We start from the raw sequence: 17,495 nt of genomic DNA, 5'->3' as shown, positions 1-17,495 counted from the left end.
GACAACACGTGCGGGCTGACCGTCAACACCGACCAGGTCAAGTTCGGCCAGCAGCTCCGCCAGCAGGTCGGCCTGCACGCCCGGCAGCCGCAGGTCGGGGGCGTCGCAGCCCTCGCCGGAGGTGCCGTGCGCGAACAGCCCGGCCAGGTCGCCGACGAACGCGACGCAGACGTCCGCGGAGCGGGCCGCCGCGACCGCGGCCGCGAAGCCCGACCGGTCGTCGCCCTGGATCTCACAGCCCGGCTCGTAGGCGATGTCCACACCGGGCAACTCGGCTCGCAGCGCGTCGACCGCGGTCGGCACGTCGACGCCGAGGCCTAGCCCCGGGTGGCGGGGCAGCACGTGGTTGGGGAACGCGTAGCAGCCCATGAACGTGCGCGGCTCGGCGGCGCACGGCCCGACGACCGCGACGCGACCGGCACCGGCCAGCGGCAGCGCGCTGCCCGGGTCGAGCAGCACGATCGACCGTTCCGCGATCTCGCGGGCCAGCGACCGGTTTCCGGCCGAGTCGAGCTCGACCGTGTCCGCGCCGGCGACCGATCCCTCGGGTGTCCACGATGGATCGAGCAGGCCCAGCTCGACCTTCTGGGTCAGCAGTCGGCGGGCGGCGCGGTCGACCAGCTCCTCGGCCACCTCGCCCGCGCGGACCTTGGCGAGCAGGGCCGCGCCGTAGCCGATCGTGTCGGGCAGCTCCACGTCGATGCCGGCGGCGATGGCCAGCGCGCCGGCCTCGGCGTCGTCGCCGGCGATGTGGTGCATGGAGGCGAGGAACGGCACGGCCCAGTAGTCGGAGACCACCGTCCCGGTGAAGCCCCAGTCGGCGCGCAGCACGTCGGTGAGCAGCCACGGGTCGGCGCCGGCGGGCACGCCGTCGACGTCGGCGTAGGAGTTCATCACCGACCCGGCGCCGCCGACCGCGACCGCGGTCTCGAACGGCGGCAGGATCACGTCGATCAGCTCGCGCCGGCCCATCGAGACCGGGCCGTGGTTGCGCGCGCCGCGGGAGGCCGAGTAGCCGGCGAAGTGCTTGAGGGTGGCGATCACGCCCGCGCTCTGCAGGCCGCGCACGTAGGCGGCACCGAGCACCGAGACCAGGTACGGATCCTCGCCCATCGTCTCCTCGACCCGGCCCCACCGGTAGTCGCGGACGACGTCGAGCACAGGCGACAGTCCCTGGTGCACGCCGACCGCGGCCATGTCCCGGCCGATCGCGGCGGCCATCCGCTCGACCAGATCGGGGGAGAACGTCGCGGCCCAGGCGATCGCGGCCGGGTAGACGGTCGCGCCGTAGCTGGTGAACCCCGTGAGGCACTCCTCGTGCACCAGCGCCGGGATGCGCAGCCGGTGCGCGTCGAGCACCACGTGGTGCTGTCGGACGAGCTCCGCCGCGCCCGCGGTGGCGGTGACCGGCGCGCTGCCGTAGACCCGGGTGAGGTGGCCGAGGCCGTGCCGGCTGGCCTCCTCCAGCGGGAGGTCGCCGGCGGAGAAGACGTCCTGCATCGGCGCGACATTGTGGTCGGTCGCGAAGATGGGCTCGGCGTCCTCCTCGTGCAGGTCCTTGCGCACCCACCGGCTGCCCAGCTGGGCGATCTTCTCCTCGAGGGTCATCGCGCCGAGCAACTGCTCGACCCGGTCGGCCACCGGGCGGCCGGTGTCGTGCCAGGGCTGGATCGCGATCTGCGCGGGTGGGGTGGTCACGGGGTGGTGCCTCCTTCGCGCAAGATAACGGAACGGTCTTCGAAACTTTCGAAGCTTGTCGTGCTCTTCGCGGACCGTCCAGCTACTGGCGGTCAGCGTCGGGACCATGGCGACGTGCCTTGCGCTGGCCTTACTTTCGCCGATCAGAACGGCGGCTTCAAGCCCTTGACACGTCGATGGCGGAATCCTACGTTGACTTGAAAATTCTACGTTAATTTGCGAGATCACCGGCCGAAAATTCCCTGTCCGGGCACCCTTGTGCATGGCTGTGGGAGCGCTCCCCACGGCCGGTGACGTCGCGCCCCTCGATCGATTTCTGCCGCGCTCGCCGCGGCTCACGAGTACGGAGGTCAGCGTGGAGCGCAGCATCCTGTCCCGGCGGAATTTCCTTGGTCTCTCCATGGGCGTGGGCGCCGGGGTCGCGCTCGCCGCCTGCGGCAGCTCCGGTCCCGGCACCGAGTCCGGTGGCGGGAGCGGTGCCGGTGCGGCCAGTTACTGGTTCCTCACCGGCGCACCTGGTGAGGGCATCCGCACCAACACCGTCAACCGGTTCAACCAGGCGAACCCCAACAGCAAGATCACTGCCACGACGTTCCAGAACGACGCGTACAAGACGAAGATCAAGACTGCGATCGGTGCCGGCCAGGCGCCGACCATCATCTGGGGCTGGGGCGGCGGCACGCTGCGCAGCTACGTGCAGGCCGGCCAGGTCGAGGACCTGACCTCGTGGTTCGGCGAGAACGCGGCGGTCAAGGACCGGCTGTTCCCGTCGTCGTTCGGCGCGGCCACCATCGACGGCAAGGTATACGCGATGCCGGCCGAGACGGTCCAGCCGATCGTCATGTTCTACAACAAGCGGGCCTTCGAGAAGATCGGCGCGCAGCCACCGCAGACCTGGGGCGACGTCATGGACCTCGTGCCCAAGTTCAACGCGAAGGGCATCGCGCCGTTCTCGCTGGGTGGCCAGTCCCGCTGGACCAACATGATGTGGCTCGAGTTCCTCTTCGACCGCATCGGCGGCAGCGAGGTCTTCCAGGCGGTCTTCGACGGCCAGAAGGACGCCTGGTCGCACCCGGCGGCGCTGCAGGCGCTGACCCTGACCCAGGACCTGATCAAGGCCAACGGGTTCATCAAGGGCTTCTCCTCGATCACCGCCGACTCCAACGCCGACCAGGCATTGCTCTACACGGGCAAGGCGGCGATGATGCTGCACGGAACGTGGACCTACGGCGGTATGGCCGCCGACGGAGGTGACTTCGTGTCCAGCGGCAGCCTCGGCTACATGAACTTCCCGCCGATCGACGGCGGCAAGGGCGACGTCTCCGACACCGTCGGCAACCCCGGCCAGTACTACTCGATCTCGTCCAAGGCCACGGCCGAGCAGAAGGAGACCGCGAAGAAGTTCTTCAAGGAAGCGGTGCTCGCCGACGCCGAGGTCAAGGAATGGGTCGACGCCGGAGCCGTGCCGATCGTCAAGGGCACCGAGGGCGCGTTCGGTTCCTCCAAGGACGCCGACTTCCTGAAGTTCGTCTACAACACCTCGGCGAACGCCAAGACGTTCGCGCAGTCGTGGGACCAGGCGCTGAGCCCGACCGCGGCGGAGAAGCTGCTCGACAACATCGCGCAGCTCTTCCAGCTCAAGATCTCACCCCAGCAGTGGGCCACCAACATGAACGGGACGATCGGGCAATGACAACTCTCGCTCCGCCCGCCCCGCGGAGGACGGCGGAACAGACCTCCACGGGCGGGCGGGGCGGGTCCGTCGCGTGGCTGGCCGTACCCGCGTTCCTGATGTTCATCGCGTTCGCGATCATCCCGCTTATCGGCGTGCTGGTGCTCAGCTTCACGCAGTGGGACGGCATCGGGGACATCCACGCCGCGGGCTTCGACAGCTGGCGCACGGTGCTGAAGGACCCGGGGCTGGTGCACGCGCTCTGGATCACCTTCCTGATCATGGCGCTGTCCTGGGCCTTCCAGACCCCGCTCAGCCTGCTGATCGGCGTCTACCTGGCCAGGCAGAACCGCTACCGCGAGATCCTCGCGGTGATCTACTTCGTGCCCCTGCTGCTCAGCTCCGCCGCGCTGGCGATCACCTACAAGTCGCTGCTCGACCCGAACTTCGGGCTCGGCGCCGGGCTCGGCATCCCGTTGCTGGCACAGGACTGGCTCGGCCGCGACAACCTCGCCCTCGGCGTGCTCGTCTTCGTGGTCTCGTGGCAGTTCATCCCGTTCCACTCGCTGATCTACCAGAGCGGCGTGCGGCAGATCCCGACCGCGATGTACGAGGCGTCCGAGATCGACGGGGCCGGCCGGGTGCGGCAGTTCTTCAGCATCACGCTGCCGCAGCTCAAGTACACGGTCATCACGTCGTCGACGCTGATGGTGGTCGGGTCGCTGACGTTCTTCGACCTGATCTTCGTGCTCACCGCGGGCGGGCCGGGCGACGCCACCCGCGCGCTCGCGCTCGACATGTACAAGCGCGGGTTCCAGGCCAACCTGATGGGCCCGGCGAGCGTGATCGCGGTGATCCTCGTGCTGGTCGGCCTCGGGCTCGCGCTGCTGCTGCGCCGCCTGGGCGGCCGGGACGCGACCGAGAGCCAGATGGAAGGCGTGTGACGTGGCGACGACCCTGACGACGACGGCGCCCGAGCGGACCACAGGCCCGCGCGCGCCGCACCGGCCCGTGCTCGGTGGCCGCCGCCGGCGGTTCAACCTGCCGGCCGGCGTGGCGGGCCTGATCTGGCTGGCGATCGTGGTGATCCCGCTCTACTGGATCCTGATCACCAGCCTCAAGACCCAGGCCAACTACTTCCTCACCAACCCGTTCGCGCCGCCGACCGACCCGACGCTCGACAACTACCGGATGGTCATCGAGGCCGACTTCGTCCGGTACTTCTTCAACAGCGTGATCGTGACCGTGGGCGCGGTCATCCCGGCCGTGGCGATCTCGTTCATGGCCGCCTACGCCATCGTCCGGGCCAGCAACCGCAGCCGCTTCCTGCGCGCCGTCAACTCGGTGTTCCTGATGGGCCTGGCGATCCCGCTGCAGGCGGTGATCATCCCGGTCTACCTGATCATCATCCGGCTCAAGATGTACGACACCCTGCTGGCGATCATCCTGCCGTCGATCGCCTTCGCCATTCCGCTGTCCGTGCTGGTGCTCTCCAACTTCATCCGTGACGTGCCGCGCGAGCTGTTCGAGTCGATGCGGATGGACGGCGCCACCGAATGGGGCACGCTCTGGCACCTGGCCTTCCCGCTGGTGCGGCCGGCGCTGGTCACCGTGACCATCTACAACGGACTGTCCATCTGGAACGGCTTCCTGCTGCCGCTGATCCTGACCCAGAGCCCGACGCAGCGCACATTGCCGCTGGCGCTCTGGACCTTCCAGGGTCAGTACAGCATCAACGTGCCCGCGGTGCTCGCGTCCGTGGTGCTGACCACCCTGCCGATCCTGGTGCTCTACGCGCTCGGCCGGCGCCAGCTGCTCAGCGGCCTCACTGCCGGGTTCAGCAAGTAACCGAGGTTCAACGTCCCCGCGCGGGGTAAGCGGCCAGAAAGGGATAATCCACGCCGCGAAGGGGACATCGTGACCAGCACAGCGACCATCGCCGACCTGTCCACCGCCCGTGAGGTGGCCCGGCAGCTCCGGGTCGACTCCGTGCGGGCCAGCACGAGCGCCGGATCGGGCCACCCCACCTCGAGCATGTCGGCCGCCGACCTGCTCGCGGTGCTGGTCACCCGGCACCTGCGCTACGACTGGGACAACCCGAAGAACGACGCCAACGACCACCTCATCTTCTCCAAGGGCCACGCCTCGCCGCTGCTGTACTCCGTGTTCAAGGCGGCCGGCGTGGTCTCCGACACGGAGCTGATGACCGGCTACCGGCGGTTCGGGCAGCGGCTGGAGGGCCACCCGACGCCGGTGCTGCCCTGGGTCGACGTGGCCACGGGCTCGCTCGGCCAGGGCCTGCCGGACGGTGTCGGCATCGCGCTGGCCGGGCGCTACCTGGACGAGGTGCCGTACCGCGTCTGGGTGCTCTGCGGCGACAGCGAGATGGCCGAGGGCTCGATGTGGGAGGCGCTGGACAAGGCCGCCTACTACCGGCTCTCGAACCTCGTGGCGATCGTCGACGTCAACCGGCTCGGCCAGAGCGGCCCGACCGAGCTGCAATGGGACCTCGACGCGTACGCCCGACGGGCCGAGTCCTTCGGCGCCCGTGTGCTGATCGTCGACGGGCACGACGTGGACGCGATCGACGAGGCGTACAAGTCGGCCACCGACCGCACCGACGACCGCCCGACGGTGATCCTCGCCCGCACGCTCAAGGGCCGCGGCTTCAGCGAGGTGGAGAACCTGGAGGGCTGGCACGGCAAGCCGTTCAAGGCGGACATGGCCGAGCGGGCGATCCGGGAGCTGGGCGGCGAGAGCGACCTGGTGGTGCGCGGGCCGCGGCCGCCGGACGAGCAGCCCGCGAGCCGGCCAGCGCCGCGCGAGCTGCCCGAACTGCCCCGGTGGGAGATCGGGGAGAAGGTCGCCACGCGGCGGGCGTACGGCGATGCCCTGACCGCGCTCGGTGGCGGGCACCCGCGGATCGTGGCGCTCGACGGCGAGGTCGGCAACTCCACGTACTCGGAGGAGTTCGCGAAGGCGTTCGGCGACCGGTTCTTCGAGATGTACATCGCCGAGCAGCAGATGGTGGCGGCCGCGGTCGGGCTATCCGTGCGGCGCTACGTGCCGTTCGCCTCGACCTTCGCCGCGTTCCTGTCCCGGGCGTACGACTTCATCCGGATGGCGTCGATCTCGCGCGCGGACATCCGGCTGGTCGGCTCGCACGCCGGCGTCGAGATCGGCGCCGACGGCCCGTCGCAGATGGCGCTCGAGGACCTCGCGATGATGCGGGCGGTGCAGGGCTCCACGGTGCTCTACCCGAGCGACGCGGTCAGCGCGGCCGCACTCGTGCGGGCCATGGTCGAGCTGGACGGCGTGAGCTACATGCGCACGACACGCGGCGCGTACCCGGTGCTCTACGACCAGGGTGAGGACTTCCCGGTCGGCGGGTCCAAGGTGCTGCGGTCGGGCCCGGACGACGCCGTGACGCTGGTCGGCGCCGGCGTGACCGTGCACCAGTGCCTGGCGGCGGCGGACCAGCTCGCCGCCGACGGCATCCGGGCACGGGTGATCGACCTGTACTCGGTCAAGCCGATCGACACCGCGACGCTGCACGACGCCGTGGCGGCCACCGACGGGCGGATCGTCGTCGTCGAGGACCACCACCCGGAGGGCGGGCTCGGCTCGGCGGTCGCGGACGCGCTGCTGGCCGCGGGCGCGCCGACGCTGCGCTTCACCCACCTCGCGGTGCGTGACCTGCCGGGCTCCGGGTCGACGGCCGAGCAACTGGCCGCCGAGGGCATCGACGCCGACCACATCGCCGGCGCCGCCCGCGCGTTGACCAGCTAGGCGTTCAACCGGAGCTGCCAGTCGTGGGGCACCCGGTCGGCCGGTCCGGGCACGGACTGGTCGACCGGATGGCTCTGCGGCTCCGCCAGCGGCGGGCCCTCCAGGAAGTCTCCGGTCGTGTAGTCGTAGTACCAGTCCTCGCCGGGCTCGTACGACCGGATGATCTTGTGGTCGCTGCCGTTCGCGTGCTTCGTGGCGTGCTGCGAGGGCGAGTTGTCACAGCAGCCGATGTGCCCGCACGTGGCACAGCGCCGCAGGTGCAGCCACCAGCCGCCGCTCTCCGTGCATTCCGCGCATCCGGGGCCGGACGGCGGCACCTCGGGTCGCACCAGTGGTTCGGTCACGGTTCCTCCTCATGTGTCCTGCGGCCTGACACCTACCCCGGGTCGGGTCCGGTCTCACGTGACGATTGGATCACTCCGCGTAAGATCGCCGGGTGAGCGATCTGCTCAACAGCCTCCTCGACCAGCGGGCGATCCTCGTCTACGTGATCGTCGGCCTGGTGGTGTTCGCCGAGGACGCGCTCTTCTTCGGCTTCATCCTGCCCGGTGAGACAGCCGCGATCCTCGGCGGCGTCGCGGCGAGCCTCGGCCACGTCAGCGTCGTCTGGATGAGTGTGATCGTGGTCGCGGCCGCGATCATCGGCGACACGGTCGGCTACGAGATCGGCTCACGGTGGGGCTACAAGCTGCTGCGCGTGAAGGTGCTGCAGAAACGTGAGAGACAGGTGGAGTCGGCCCGGTCGTTCCTCGCTAGGCGGGGCGGGCCGGCCGTCTTCCTGGGCCGGTTCATCGCGTTCCTGCGCGCGTTCGTGCCGTTCCTGGCCGGCGCCTCGCACATGCACTACCGCCGGTTCCTGGCCTGGAACGCGCTCGGCGGGGTGGTCTGGGGCGCGGGCTCGGTGCTGCTCGGCTATCTCGCGGGCCACTCGTACCAGATGATCGAGGACGCGGTCGGCAAGTGGGCCGCGATCGCGATCGGCGCGGTCGTGGTGGCGGCGCTGCTGGCCTGGGCCATCTATCGCCGGGTCCGCGAACGCCGGAGTCACTAGGGCCGGTCGCGCGCCGCGAGCTTGAGGGCGGCGGTCAGGTCCGTGGCGGTGAGCGCCCCGTCGGGGTCGATCAGCCACTGGATGGCCAGGCCCGCGAGCAGCGCCTGGGCCAGGCCGCCGATCAGCCGGCCCTCTTCACCCTCGGCGGCGCCGAACAGCCCGGCCAACTCCGTGCGGCCCGTGCGCTGGCCGGCGACCAGGAAGTCGTGGATCTCCGGCAGCCGGTCGACCTGCCCGGCCAGCTCGAACTGCGTGGTCCAGAGCGGACGCTGGGTGCGTACCGACTCGATCACCGCCGTCCAGACCGCCTCGGTGGACCCGTCGGTGGCCTGCAGCGCGGTGGCCAGCTCCGCGCCCCACTCCGCGAGCGCCTCCATCAGCGCCTGGTTGAGCAGCTCGCGGGTAGAGCCGAAGTGGTAGCCGATCGCGGCGAGGCTGACCCCGGCCGCGGTGGCGATGTCGCGGGCCGTCGTGCGGGTGTAGCCGACGTCGCGCAGGCATTGCTTGGCGCCCGCGATCAGGCTCTCCCGGTTTCCCATCCAGTGATTGTACAAGTGTGCAAGACGTGCTTGGTGTACGACTTGTAACCGACGCCCGACCTCTGTGACGATGGGGGCATGACCGAGGAGTGCACCGCCCGCGAGGTGCTCGACCGGGTCGGCGGCAAGTGGAGCATCGCGATCATCGTGGCCGCGGCGCAGGGTCCGGTGCGGTTCACCGAGCTGGAGCGGTCGATCGACGGGATCAGCCGGCGGATGCTGGCCCTCACGCTGCGCAACCTCGAGCGCGACGGCCTGCTGACGCGCACCGTCCATCCGACCGTCCCGCCCAAGGTCGAGTACGTCGCGACCGACCTGGCCCGGGAGATCTACGACGCGCTGGTGACGCTGACCACGTGGGCCGAGCGCCATCGGGCGGAGATCTCGGCCGCGCGCGCCGCGTACGACCGACGGGTGGCGTTGGGTTGAGCCCTGTGGAGCTGTCCGCGGACTGCAGCCGGTGCGTGGGCCTGTGCTGCGTCGTGCCGGCGTTCGCCAAGTCGGTCGACTTCGCCATCGACAAGCCCGCCCGGCAGCCCTGCCCGAACCTCGGCGGGGACTTCCGCTGCGGCATCCACCACAAGCTGCGCACCTCGGGGTTCCGGGGCTGCACGGTCTACGACTGCTTCGGCGCGGGCCAGCACCTGACCCAGGGCACCTTCGGCGGCGGTGTCGACTGGCGGGACGACCCGGCGATGCTGGCCGCCTTCCCGGTCATGCGGGAACTGCACGAGCTGCTCTGGTATCTGACGGCGGCGCTGGACCTGAAGCTGCCGCGCGCGCAGCTGGCTGCGCTGGAGACGGCCCGCGCCCAGACCGCGGCACTGACCGAGGGCAGCGCGGCGGAGCTGACCAAACTCGACGTCGCGCCGCACTGGGCGGCCGTCAACGACCTGCTGGTGCGGGCCAGCGCCACCGTGCGCGGCATCGCGACCGGACCGCGCCGGGAACGCCGCGGTGCCGACCTGGTCGGCAAGGACCTGCGCCGCACGGACCTGCGGGCGGCCAACCTGCGCGGCGCGTACCTGATCGGCGCCGACCTGCGCGGCGCCGACCTGAGCTGGACGGACCTGATCGGCGCGGACCTGCGCGACGCCGACCTGCGCGGTGCCCGCCTGCGCACCGCGCTGTTCCTCACCCAACCGCAGGTCGACTCGGCCCGCGGCGACGACGGGACGGCGCTGCCGAACGGCCTGCGCCGCCCCGACCACTGGGGCTAGCTGGGCTGCTCGCCCACCTCGAACTGGACCGCGCCGTTGGCGTCGACGGCCGCGTCCAGCGACTTGTCGTCGAGCACCCGGGCGGCTTCGCCGTCGAGGAAGAGCCGGGCGCCGGCCTGGTCGACGACCTGGTCGCCCTCCTGTGGCGAGGTGGCGAGGCTCATGGTGAGCGCGCCCTGAGTCGGGTCGGACGCGATGCGTACGCCGGCACCGTCCGGCAGGTTCTGCTGGCCGGTGAGGTCGCGGATCACCGCGACGGCGTTGTCGGTCACTGCGAGCATGGTGAACCCTCCAGTTTTGCGGCAGGGGAGTTGGTTGAGACCGCAACTGATAAGGGAAGCCGTTCCCAAACGGCGAGCGGTTCTGCGGCCGTCCAAGACCCACGTAACCCTGCGGCGCCGGATCCCGCAACCCGAACGCGACTTAACATGAGTTCATGAACCCGATGCCCGACTCTGTATCGCTCCGCGAGGTCGCACCCCGCGATGGGCTCCAGAACGAGGATCCGGTGCCCACCGCGGCCAAGATCGAGCTTCTGGACGCGCTGTCGGGCACGGGCGTGGGCCGGATCGAGGCGGTGTCGTTCGTTCACCCGAAAGCGATACCTCAGATGGCGGACGCCGACGCGGTGTGGTCGCAGGTGCGTAGGTCGCCGGCGGTGCGCTACTCGGCCCTCGTGCCCAACTCGCGCGGCGCCCAGCGCGCCCTGGCCGCCGGCTTCACCGAGGTCGAGGTCGTGGTTTCGGCGAGTGACACGCACAACAAGCGCAACGTCAACCGCTCCACCGCCGAGTCGCTGGACGACATCGCCGCGCTGATCGACGAGCTGCACGGTGCGGGCGCCAGCGCTGAAGTGATCATCGCGACCAGCTTCGGCTGCCCGTTCGAGGGCGACATCGACCCCAAGCGGGTCGCCGACATCGTCGACCGGGTGGTGGCCGACGGCGCCGACCGGATCGCGTTCGGGGACACCACCGGCATGGCCACTCCGCGCCGGGTCGCCGACGTGGTCACCCTGGTCCGTGAGCGCCAGCCGGACATCCCGGTGCTGCTGCACTTCCACAACACGCGGGGCACGGCGCTGGCCAACATCCTGACCGCGCTCGACCTGGGCATCACGGAGTTCGACGCGAGCGTCGGCGGGCTTGGTGGCTGCCCCTACGCGCCGGGCGCGACGGGCAACGTGGCCACCGAGGAGGTGGTGCACATGCTCGAGGACATGGGCATCGACACCGGCATCGACCTCGACGCGCTGGTCGAGGCGGCGGCGCTGGCCCAGCGGGTCGTCGGGCGGGAACTGCCCTCGGGTGTGTTGCGCGCGGGGCCGCGTACCAGACTGGTGTCGTGAACGACCTCGTGCGGCTGCGCCGGGCCAAGGACATGATCGACCGGGAGTACGCGCGCCCGCTGGACGTGCCCGCGCTGGCCCGCGCGGCGCTGATGTCCCCGTCGCACTTCGCCCGGGGGTTCCGGGCCGCGTTCGGTGAGACCCCGTACCAGTACCTGATGACGCGGCGGATCGAACGGGCCCAGGCACTCCTGCGCCGCGGCGACCTCTCGGTCACCGAGGTCTGCCTCGCGGTCGGGGCGACCTCGCTGGGCTCGTTCAGCGCGCGGTTCACGGAGCTGGTGGGCGAGCCGCCGTCCGCATACCGGGCACGGGACCACGCGCGGCTCGCCGCGGTGCCGGCGTGCGTCGCCCAACGGCTGACCCGGCCGACAAGAGCAGTTTCGGAGAAGCGCCGGGCGGTCGCCCGGGCCTAGCGTCGAAGGCATGAACCTGACGCTCTCGCACTGCTTCATCCTCGTGGACGACCAGGACAAGGCGCTCGCCTTCTACCGTGACGTGCTCGGTCTCGAGGTGCGCAACGACGTCGACATGACCGACTGGGGCATGCCGTGGCGGTGGATCACGGTCGGCGCCGCGGGCCAGCCCGGCATCGAGATCGGTCTCGACCCGGCGGCCGCGAAGGCCCCCGGCGACCAGCCCGCCTTGCGCGACCTGATGGCCAAGGGCGCGCTGTCCGCGCTGATCTTCGACACCGACGACTGCGACGCGACGTTCGAGCAGATCCGCGGTTCCGGGGCCGAGGTGCTCCAGGAGCCGATCGACCAGCCCTACGGTGTGCGCGACTGCGCGTTCCGCGACCCGTCCGGCAACATGATCCGCTTCAGCCAGCGCCGTTGATCTCCGCTTGCTCTGCATCCATATACGCATCGGTGCGTATATGGATGCAGAGCAAAGCGGCTAGACCAGACCGGCCACGGCCCGCTTGGTGAGCACGCCCGCCAGGTGGCGCCGGTAGTCGGCGCTGGCCAGCATGTCGTCGCTCGGCCGGGTGTCCGCCGCCGCCCGGGCCGCCGCCGCGCCGACCGCGTCCGGGCTGTCGGCGCCGGCCAGCGCCGCCTCGGCCGCGCTCGCCCGCAACGGGGTCGAGCCCATGTTGGTCAGCCCGACCCGGGCCTCCGCGACCGCGCCGTTCTCCCGGCGCACCATGGCGGCCACGCCGACCAGGGCCCAGCCCTGCGCGACGCGGTTGAACTTCTCGTAGCGGCCGACCCAGGACCCCTGCTTCGGCACCCGGACCGAGACCAGCACCTCGTCGGGCGCGACCACGCTCTCCAGGTAGTCGACGAAGAACTCGCCCGCCGGCACCACGCGCCGGCCGTTCGGGCCCACGATCTCCATCTCGGCGCCCAGCACCAGCGCCACCGCGGGCAGGTCGCCCGCCGGGTCCGCGTGCGCCAGCGAGCCGGCGAACGTGCCCCGGTGCCGGATCTGCCGGTCGGCCACCGTCGAGGTGGCCTGCGCCAGCAGCGGCAGGTGCTCCTTGACCAACGGGTCGCGCAGGACGCGGGCGTGAGTGACCATCGCGCCGATGACGATCGCGTCGCCGTCCTCGCGGACGTGCCGCAGCTCGTCGACGCCGCCGAGGTCGACCAGCGTGCTCGGCGCGGCGAACCGCATCCGCAGCAGCGGCAGCAGGCTCTGCCCGCCGGCGATGACCTTGGCGTCCTCGCCGGCGTCGCGCAGCGTCGAGACGGCCTCGTCCACCGTGGTCGGCGCGGCGTAGTCGAACGACGGTGGGATCATGCCGCACCTCCCTGGACGGCCCGCCAGACCCGCTCCGGCGTGCACGGCATCGCGATGTCGTTGACGCCCATCGGGCGCAGCGCGTCGACGATGGCGTTGACGACCGCCGGCGTCGAGGCGATCGTGCCCGCCTCGCCGACACCCTTCGTGCCCAGTGGATGGTCGGGCGCCGGGCTCTCCGTGCGGTCGGTGACGAACGACGGCAGGTCGGCCGCCGTCGGCAGCGTGTAGTCGACCAGCGTGCCCGTCATCAGGTTGCCGTCGGCGTCGTACACGGCCTCCTCGAAGAGGGCCTGCGCGATGCCCTGTGCGATGCCGCCGTGCACCTGACCCTCGACGATCAGCGGGTTGATCACCCGACCGACGTCGTCGACGGCCACGTACTTCCGGATCGTCACGCGGCCCGTCTCCGTGTCGACCTCCGTCGCGCACAGGTGGGTGCCGTGCGGGAACGAGAAGTTGACCGGGTCGTAGACCGCGTCGGCGTCGAGCGTCGGCTCGATCCCGTCGGGCAGGTCGTGCGCCGCGAACACGGCCAGCGCACAGTCCGCGAGGCTCTTGCCGCCGTCGGGGTTGCCGCGCACCCGGAACTGCCCGCCGGTGAACTCCAGGTCGGCCGGGTCGCACTCGAGCATGTGCGCGGCGATCGGCTTGGCCTTGTCGAGGACCTTCTGGCAGGCGTTGTAGAGCGCGATGCCGCCGACCGCGAGCGAGCGCGAGCCGTAGGTGTCGAGCCCCTTGTAGGAGGTGCGGGTGTCGCCGTGCAGCACCTCGACGTCGTCGAACGGCACGCCGAGCTGGTCGGCCACGATCTGGCTCCAGGCCGTCTCGTGCCCCTGGCCGTGCGGTGACGTGCCGGTGACCACCTCGACCTTGCCGGTGGGCAGCATGCGTACGCTCGCCGTCTCCCAACCGCCGGCGCCGTAGCGCAGCGAGCCGAGCACCCGGGACGGTGCCAGGCCGCACATCTCGGTGTAGGTCGAGATGCCGATGCCGAGCTGCACGCTGTCGCCGGACTCGCGCCGGGCCTGCTGCTCCTTGCGCAGGTCGGCGTAGCCCAGCAGCTCCATCGCCCGGTCGGTCGCCTTGTCGTAGTCGCCGGAGTCGTACTGGAGGCCGCAGACCGTGGTGAACGGGAACTCCTCGGCCTTGATCCAGTTGCGCCGGCGTACCTCCATCGGGTCGAGCCCGAGCTCGACGGCCAGCTCGTCCATCAGCCGCTCGATCGCGTACGTGGCCTCCGGCCGCCCGGCACCGCGGTAGGCGTCGGTGATCGTGGTGTTGGTGAAGACGCCGGAGCATTCGAAGCGGTAGGCGGGGAACTTGTAGATCGCGTTGTACATGAACGCGCCGAGGATCGGCACGCCCGGCCCGACCAGGCCCATGTAGGCGCCCATGTTGGCCATCAGCTTGACCCGCAGGCCCGTGACCGTGCCGTCGCGGCGCGCGGCGAGCTCGAGGTCCTGGATCACGTCGCGGCCGTGGTGAGCCGAGACCAGGCTCTCCGAGCGGGACTCCGTGTATTTCACCGGGCGGCCCAGCCGCTTCGCCGCCACGAAGGCGATCAGCTCCTCCGGCGTCACCTGCAGCTTGCCGCCGAAGCCGCCTCCGACGTCGGGCGCGATCACGCGGACCTTGTGCTCCGGCGTGCCGGTGACCGCGGCGATCAGGAAGCGCAGGATGTGCGGGATCTGGGTGGCCGACCAGATCGAGTAGACGTCGCCCGTCGGGTCGACGACCACGCTGCGCGGCTCCATGAACGCCGGGATCAGCCGCTGCTGCACGTAACGCCGGCGGATGACCACCTCGGCGTCGTCGATCGCGGCACCGGCGTCGCCGCCGGTGCCGGCCTCGCCCGAGTCGAACACCCACGTGTAGCCCCGGTTGGTGCCCTTGTCGGCGTGCACCAGGTCGGCGCCGTCGGCCAGGGCGGCCTCCATGTCGAGCACGGCCGGCAGCGGCTCGTAGTCGACGTCGATCGCGGCGACGGCGTCGAGCGCGGCCGCGCGGGACCGGGCCGCGACCACGGCGACCGCCTCGCCCATGAACTTGACCTCGTCGACCGCGATCGGCGGCCGGTCGGGGTGCACCATGTCCTCGGTGACGGGCCAGGCACAGGGCAACGCGCCCTGCACGTCGGCCACGTCGCGGCCGGAGAAGGCGGCGACCACGCCCTTGGTCTCCAGCGCCGGTGACACGTCGATGCTGGTGATCCGGGCGTGCGCCATCGGGCTGCGCAGGATCGCCAGGTGCAGCATGCCGGGCAGGGTGACGTTCTCGGTCCACGTGGTGCGGCCGGTGATCAGGCGGGCGTCCTCCTTGCGGCGCCGCGCGCTGCCGACTTCAGTAGTCGTCATCGGTTCTCCTTCACGGCACCGGCTGCGGGATGGTCTCGTCCGGCACGTCCTCGCGCGGGAGGCCCGAGTCCGGCGTCTGTGCCTCACCGGCCCGCTGCGACGGCGGGGCGGGCTCGGCGCCGCCGCCGCTGCCGCGGATCTCCGCGCTCGCTTCGCGTACCGCGCGCACGATGTTCTGGTAGCCGGTGCACCGGCAGAGGTTGCCCTCCAACCCTTCGCGGATCTCCGCCTCGCTCGGGTCGGGGTTCTCCGCCAGCAGGTCGACGGCGGCCATGATCATGCCGGGCGTGCAGAAACCGCACTGCAGGCCGTGCGCCTGGTGGAACGCCCGCTGCACCGGGTGCAGCGTGCGGTCGGGGCCGGACAGGCCCTCGATCGTGGTGATCTCGCGGCCGTCGGCCTGGACGGCCAGCACCGAACAGCTCTTGACACCCTGCTGGCGCCCCTCGGGATCGCTCATCAGCACGGTGCACGCGCCGCAGTTGCTGGTGTCGCAACCAACCACGGTGCCGACCTTGCCGAGGTGCTCACGCAAATGATGGACGAGCAGGGTGCGGGGTTCGACCTCGTCCTCATATTCGACGCCGTCGACCTTCATCGATACCCGGGTCATCAAGCCTCCCGGCTTGCTCCACTGCGGCCGGTGGGGGCCGGCGCGCATGCTCAACTGCGGGGATGAGCGCGTCCGGCCCGGGCTGCGCTTCTCTTCCTTTCCACCGCGGTCAGCGGGCGGCCAAGGTCATTCGCGCGTAGCCCTCAGCCAATCCCTTCGCGACCGGCACCGCAAGAGGCGAGTGTTCTTATTTCGCAATGGTCCGGACGAGTTCGTCCAGCGCCTCGATCGTGTGACCGGCCACGAACTCGTCGAGGTGGGGAAGGGCGGCGGCCATCCCGCCGGCCAGGGGCGCGAAGCCGGCCTTGCCACGGTGCGGGTTGACCCAGATCAGCCGGTACGCGAGGCGGGCCAGGCGGTGCGTCTGCGCGGCCAGGGCGGCGGGGTCGCCGCGCTCCCAGCCGTCGCTGAACACGACCACGATCGCGCCGCGGGCCGTGCCGCGCTGGCCCCAGCGGTCGAGGAAAGCCTTGACCGCGTCCGCCAGCCGGGTGCCGCCGTGCCAGTCCGGGATGGCGACGGAGGCGGCGTGCAGTGCGGCGTCGGCGTCGCGATGGCGCAGGGCGCGGGTGATCCGGGTCAGTCGGGTGCCCAGCGTGAAGACCTCGGTGCGGGTCGGGCGGCGGCGAACGGCGGCGTGCGAAAAACGCAGCAGGGCGTCGGCGTACGGGCTCATCGAGCCGGATACGTCGACCAGCAGCACCAGCCGGCGCGGGCGGTCGGTGCGGCGGCGGCGGGCCAGCCGGGTCGGCTCGCCGGCGTGCCGCAGCGCCCCGCGCACCGTGCGGGTCGCGTCGACCTCGCCGCCTTTCGCCGACCGGCGCCGGCGGCTGCGGCGTGGAGCGGGTTCCGGGCCGAGCAGGGCGAGCAGGCGCCGCATCTCGTCGCGCTCCCGCGAGGTGAGCAGGGCGAAGTCGCGCCGGCGGAGGATCTCGACGGTGCTCGCCGACAGCCCGAGGACCTGCGGCTCCTCGTCGGTCTCGGTGCCTTCGGCGGGCGGGCCGGCGGTGTACGGCGCCGCGACGCTGGGCAGGGTCGCCGCGGGGTTGAGCGGGGTGCCCCGGCCGGGCCGCCGGCCACCGAAGTACGCGGCGAACGCGGCGTCGTAGATCGCCAGGTCGTCCAGTTCCCCGCAGAGAGTCTGCCGGCCGGCCCAATACAAGCTCTGCTCGCTGACGTCGCCGAGCGCGTCGACCGCACGGACCATCGTCTGCACCCGGTCGGGCCCGGCGTCGACCCCGGCGTGCCGCAGCGTCCGCGCGAACCCGACGAGCAGCGCCGTGAGGTCGAGCGGCCCACCGGTCATGGCCGCGCGGCGACCAGGTTGTCGATGCCGGTGGCCTGCACCCGCGCGACGTCCTCGCGGTGGCTGCCACGAGATCTCGCACGCCCTGGACGCGCTGTACCCGGACCTGGCCTCGCACGGCGAGCAGTGCGGGCTCGGGGCCCTGTTCTGCACCTA

Annotated in this window: 18 protein-coding genes; 10 read left to right on the top strand and 8 right to left on the bottom strand. The window is 71.2% G+C overall.

The annotated features are described in order from the left end of the window. On the bottom strand, positions 1-1,698 hold a 1,698-nt coding region (locus AB0H87_RS22640; protein WP_360148836.1), incomplete at its 3' end, for a glycoside hydrolase family 3 N-terminal domain-containing protein. A gap of 355 nt (positions 1,699-2,053) precedes the next feature. On the opposite strand from AB0H87_RS22640, the gene AB0H87_RS22635 reads away from it, so the two are divergent. The 4 genes from AB0H87_RS22635 to AB0H87_RS22620 all read left to right on the top strand — a co-directional run bounded on the left by AB0H87_RS22635 (position 2,054) and on the right by AB0H87_RS22620 (position 7,159). Continuing rightward, positions 2,054-3,391, top strand: coding sequence for an extracellular solute-binding protein (locus AB0H87_RS22635; RefSeq protein ID WP_360148833.1), 1,338 nt, complete (start codon positions 2,054-2,056; stop codon positions 3,389-3,391). Then, entirely contained in the window at positions 3,388-4,314 is a 927-nt protein-coding gene (locus AB0H87_RS22630; RefSeq protein ID WP_360148830.1) for a sugar ABC transporter permease, read from the top strand. The genes AB0H87_RS22635 and AB0H87_RS22630 overlap by 4 nt, the downstream gene beginning before the upstream one ends. A gap of 1 nt (position 4,315) precedes the next feature. Beyond that, on the top strand, positions 4,316-5,218 hold the full coding sequence (locus AB0H87_RS22625) for a carbohydrate ABC transporter permease (protein ID WP_360148827.1): 903 nt from the start codon (positions 4,316-4,318) through the stop codon (positions 5,216-5,218). A 69-nt stretch (positions 5,219-5,287) separates the two neighbouring features. Continuing rightward, complete coding sequence (locus AB0H87_RS22620) at positions 5,288-7,159, top strand: transketolase (protein WP_360148824.1); 1,872 nt, start codon at positions 5,288-5,290, stop codon at positions 7,157-7,159. Here AB0H87_RS22620 and AB0H87_RS22615 read toward each other — a convergent pair. After that, positions 7,156-7,503, bottom strand: coding sequence for a UBP-type zinc finger domain-containing protein (locus AB0H87_RS22615; protein ID WP_360148821.1), 348 nt, complete (start codon positions 7,501-7,503; stop codon positions 7,156-7,158). The genes AB0H87_RS22620 and AB0H87_RS22615 overlap by 4 nt on opposite strands. Before the next feature lie 92 nt (positions 7,504-7,595). Here AB0H87_RS22615 and AB0H87_RS22610 point away from each other — a divergent pair, with 92 nt between their 5' ends. Further along, positions 7,596-8,210: a DedA family protein gene (locus AB0H87_RS22610; RefSeq protein WP_360148818.1), complete on the top strand. Its 615-nt coding sequence runs from the start codon at positions 7,596-7,598 to the stop codon at positions 8,208-8,210. On the opposite strand, the gene AB0H87_RS22605 is transcribed toward AB0H87_RS22610, so the two are convergent. Then, positions 8,207-8,749, bottom strand: a complete 543-nt coding sequence (locus AB0H87_RS22605; protein WP_360148815.1) for a helix-turn-helix domain-containing protein — start codon at positions 8,747-8,749, stop codon at positions 8,207-8,209. The genes AB0H87_RS22610 and AB0H87_RS22605 overlap by 4 nt on opposite strands. Positions 8,750-8,827: 78 nt before the next feature. On the opposite strand from AB0H87_RS22605, the gene AB0H87_RS22600 reads away from it, so the two are divergent. Further along, a complete protein-coding gene (locus AB0H87_RS22600) occupies positions 8,828-9,178 on the top strand; it encodes a helix-turn-helix domain-containing protein (RefSeq protein WP_360148812.1) in 351 nt (116 codons plus the stop codon). Positions 9,179-9,183: 5 nt separating this feature from the next. Beyond that, the gene (locus AB0H87_RS22595) at positions 9,184-9,969 is read left to right on the top strand and encodes a pentapeptide repeat-containing protein (RefSeq protein ID WP_360148809.1); all 786 of its coding nucleotides are present in this window, start codon (positions 9,184-9,186) and stop codon (positions 9,967-9,969) included. On the opposite strand, the gene AB0H87_RS22590 is transcribed toward AB0H87_RS22595, so the two are convergent. Then, positions 9,966-10,250 (bottom strand): adhesin, encoded by a 285-nt coding sequence (locus AB0H87_RS22590; protein ID WP_360148806.1) that lies wholly within the window; start codon positions 10,248-10,250, stop codon positions 9,966-9,968. The two genes, AB0H87_RS22595 and AB0H87_RS22590, sit on opposite strands and share 4 nt — an antisense overlap. A 164-nt stretch (positions 10,251-10,414) precedes the next feature. On the opposite strand from AB0H87_RS22590, the gene AB0H87_RS22585 reads away from it, so the two are divergent. The 3 genes from AB0H87_RS22585 to AB0H87_RS22575 are packed head-to-tail and all read left to right on the top strand — an operon-like array spanning position 10,415 to position 12,157. Next, on the top strand, positions 10,415-11,317 hold the full coding sequence (locus tag AB0H87_RS22585; RefSeq protein WP_360148842.1) for a hydroxymethylglutaryl-CoA lyase: 903 nt from the start codon (positions 10,415-10,417) through the stop codon (positions 11,315-11,317). A gap of 32 nt (positions 11,318-11,349) precedes the next feature. After that, positions 11,350-11,733 (top strand): helix-turn-helix transcriptional regulator, encoded by a 384-nt coding sequence (locus AB0H87_RS22580; RefSeq protein WP_360148839.1) that lies wholly within the window; start codon positions 11,350-11,352, stop codon positions 11,731-11,733. Positions 11,734-11,743: 10 nt separating this feature from the next. Continuing rightward, on the top strand, positions 11,744-12,157 hold the full coding sequence (locus tag AB0H87_RS22575) for a VOC family protein (RefSeq protein WP_360148803.1): 414 nt from the start codon (positions 11,744-11,746) through the stop codon (positions 12,155-12,157). Between the two features lie 60 nt (positions 12,158-12,217). Here AB0H87_RS22575 and AB0H87_RS22570 read toward each other — a convergent pair whose 3' ends face one another. From AB0H87_RS22570 to AB0H87_RS22555, 4 genes are all read right to left on the bottom strand, one after another. Further along, positions 12,218-13,063, bottom strand: a complete 846-nt coding sequence (locus AB0H87_RS22570) for a xanthine dehydrogenase family protein subunit M (RefSeq protein ID WP_360148800.1) — start codon at positions 13,061-13,063, stop codon at positions 12,218-12,220. Next, a complete protein-coding gene (locus tag AB0H87_RS22565) occupies positions 13,060-15,420 on the bottom strand; it encodes a xanthine dehydrogenase family protein molybdopterin-binding subunit (RefSeq protein WP_360148797.1) in 2,361 nt (786 codons plus the stop codon). The genes AB0H87_RS22570 and AB0H87_RS22565 overlap by 4 nt, the downstream gene beginning before the upstream one ends. Positions 15,421-15,430: 10 nt before the next feature. Beyond that, positions 15,431-16,033 carry a (2Fe-2S)-binding protein gene (locus AB0H87_RS22560; RefSeq protein WP_360148794.1) on the bottom strand — a complete coding sequence of 201 codons (603 nt, stop codon included), beginning with the start codon at positions 16,031-16,033 and terminating at the stop codon, positions 15,431-15,433. 187 nt (positions 16,034-16,220) lie between these two features. Then, positions 16,221-17,339, bottom strand: a complete 1,119-nt coding sequence (locus AB0H87_RS22555; protein ID WP_360148791.1) for a VWA domain-containing protein — start codon at positions 17,337-17,339, stop codon at positions 16,221-16,223. Between the last annotated feature and the right edge of the window lie 156 nt (positions 17,340-17,495).

It is taken from the genome of Asanoa sp. NPDC050611, assembly GCF_040654855.1.
GTDB lineage: Bacteria > Actinomycetota > Actinomycetes > Mycobacteriales > Micromonosporaceae > Asanoa.
This window is presented reverse-complemented; position numbering and strand designations above follow the sequence as displayed.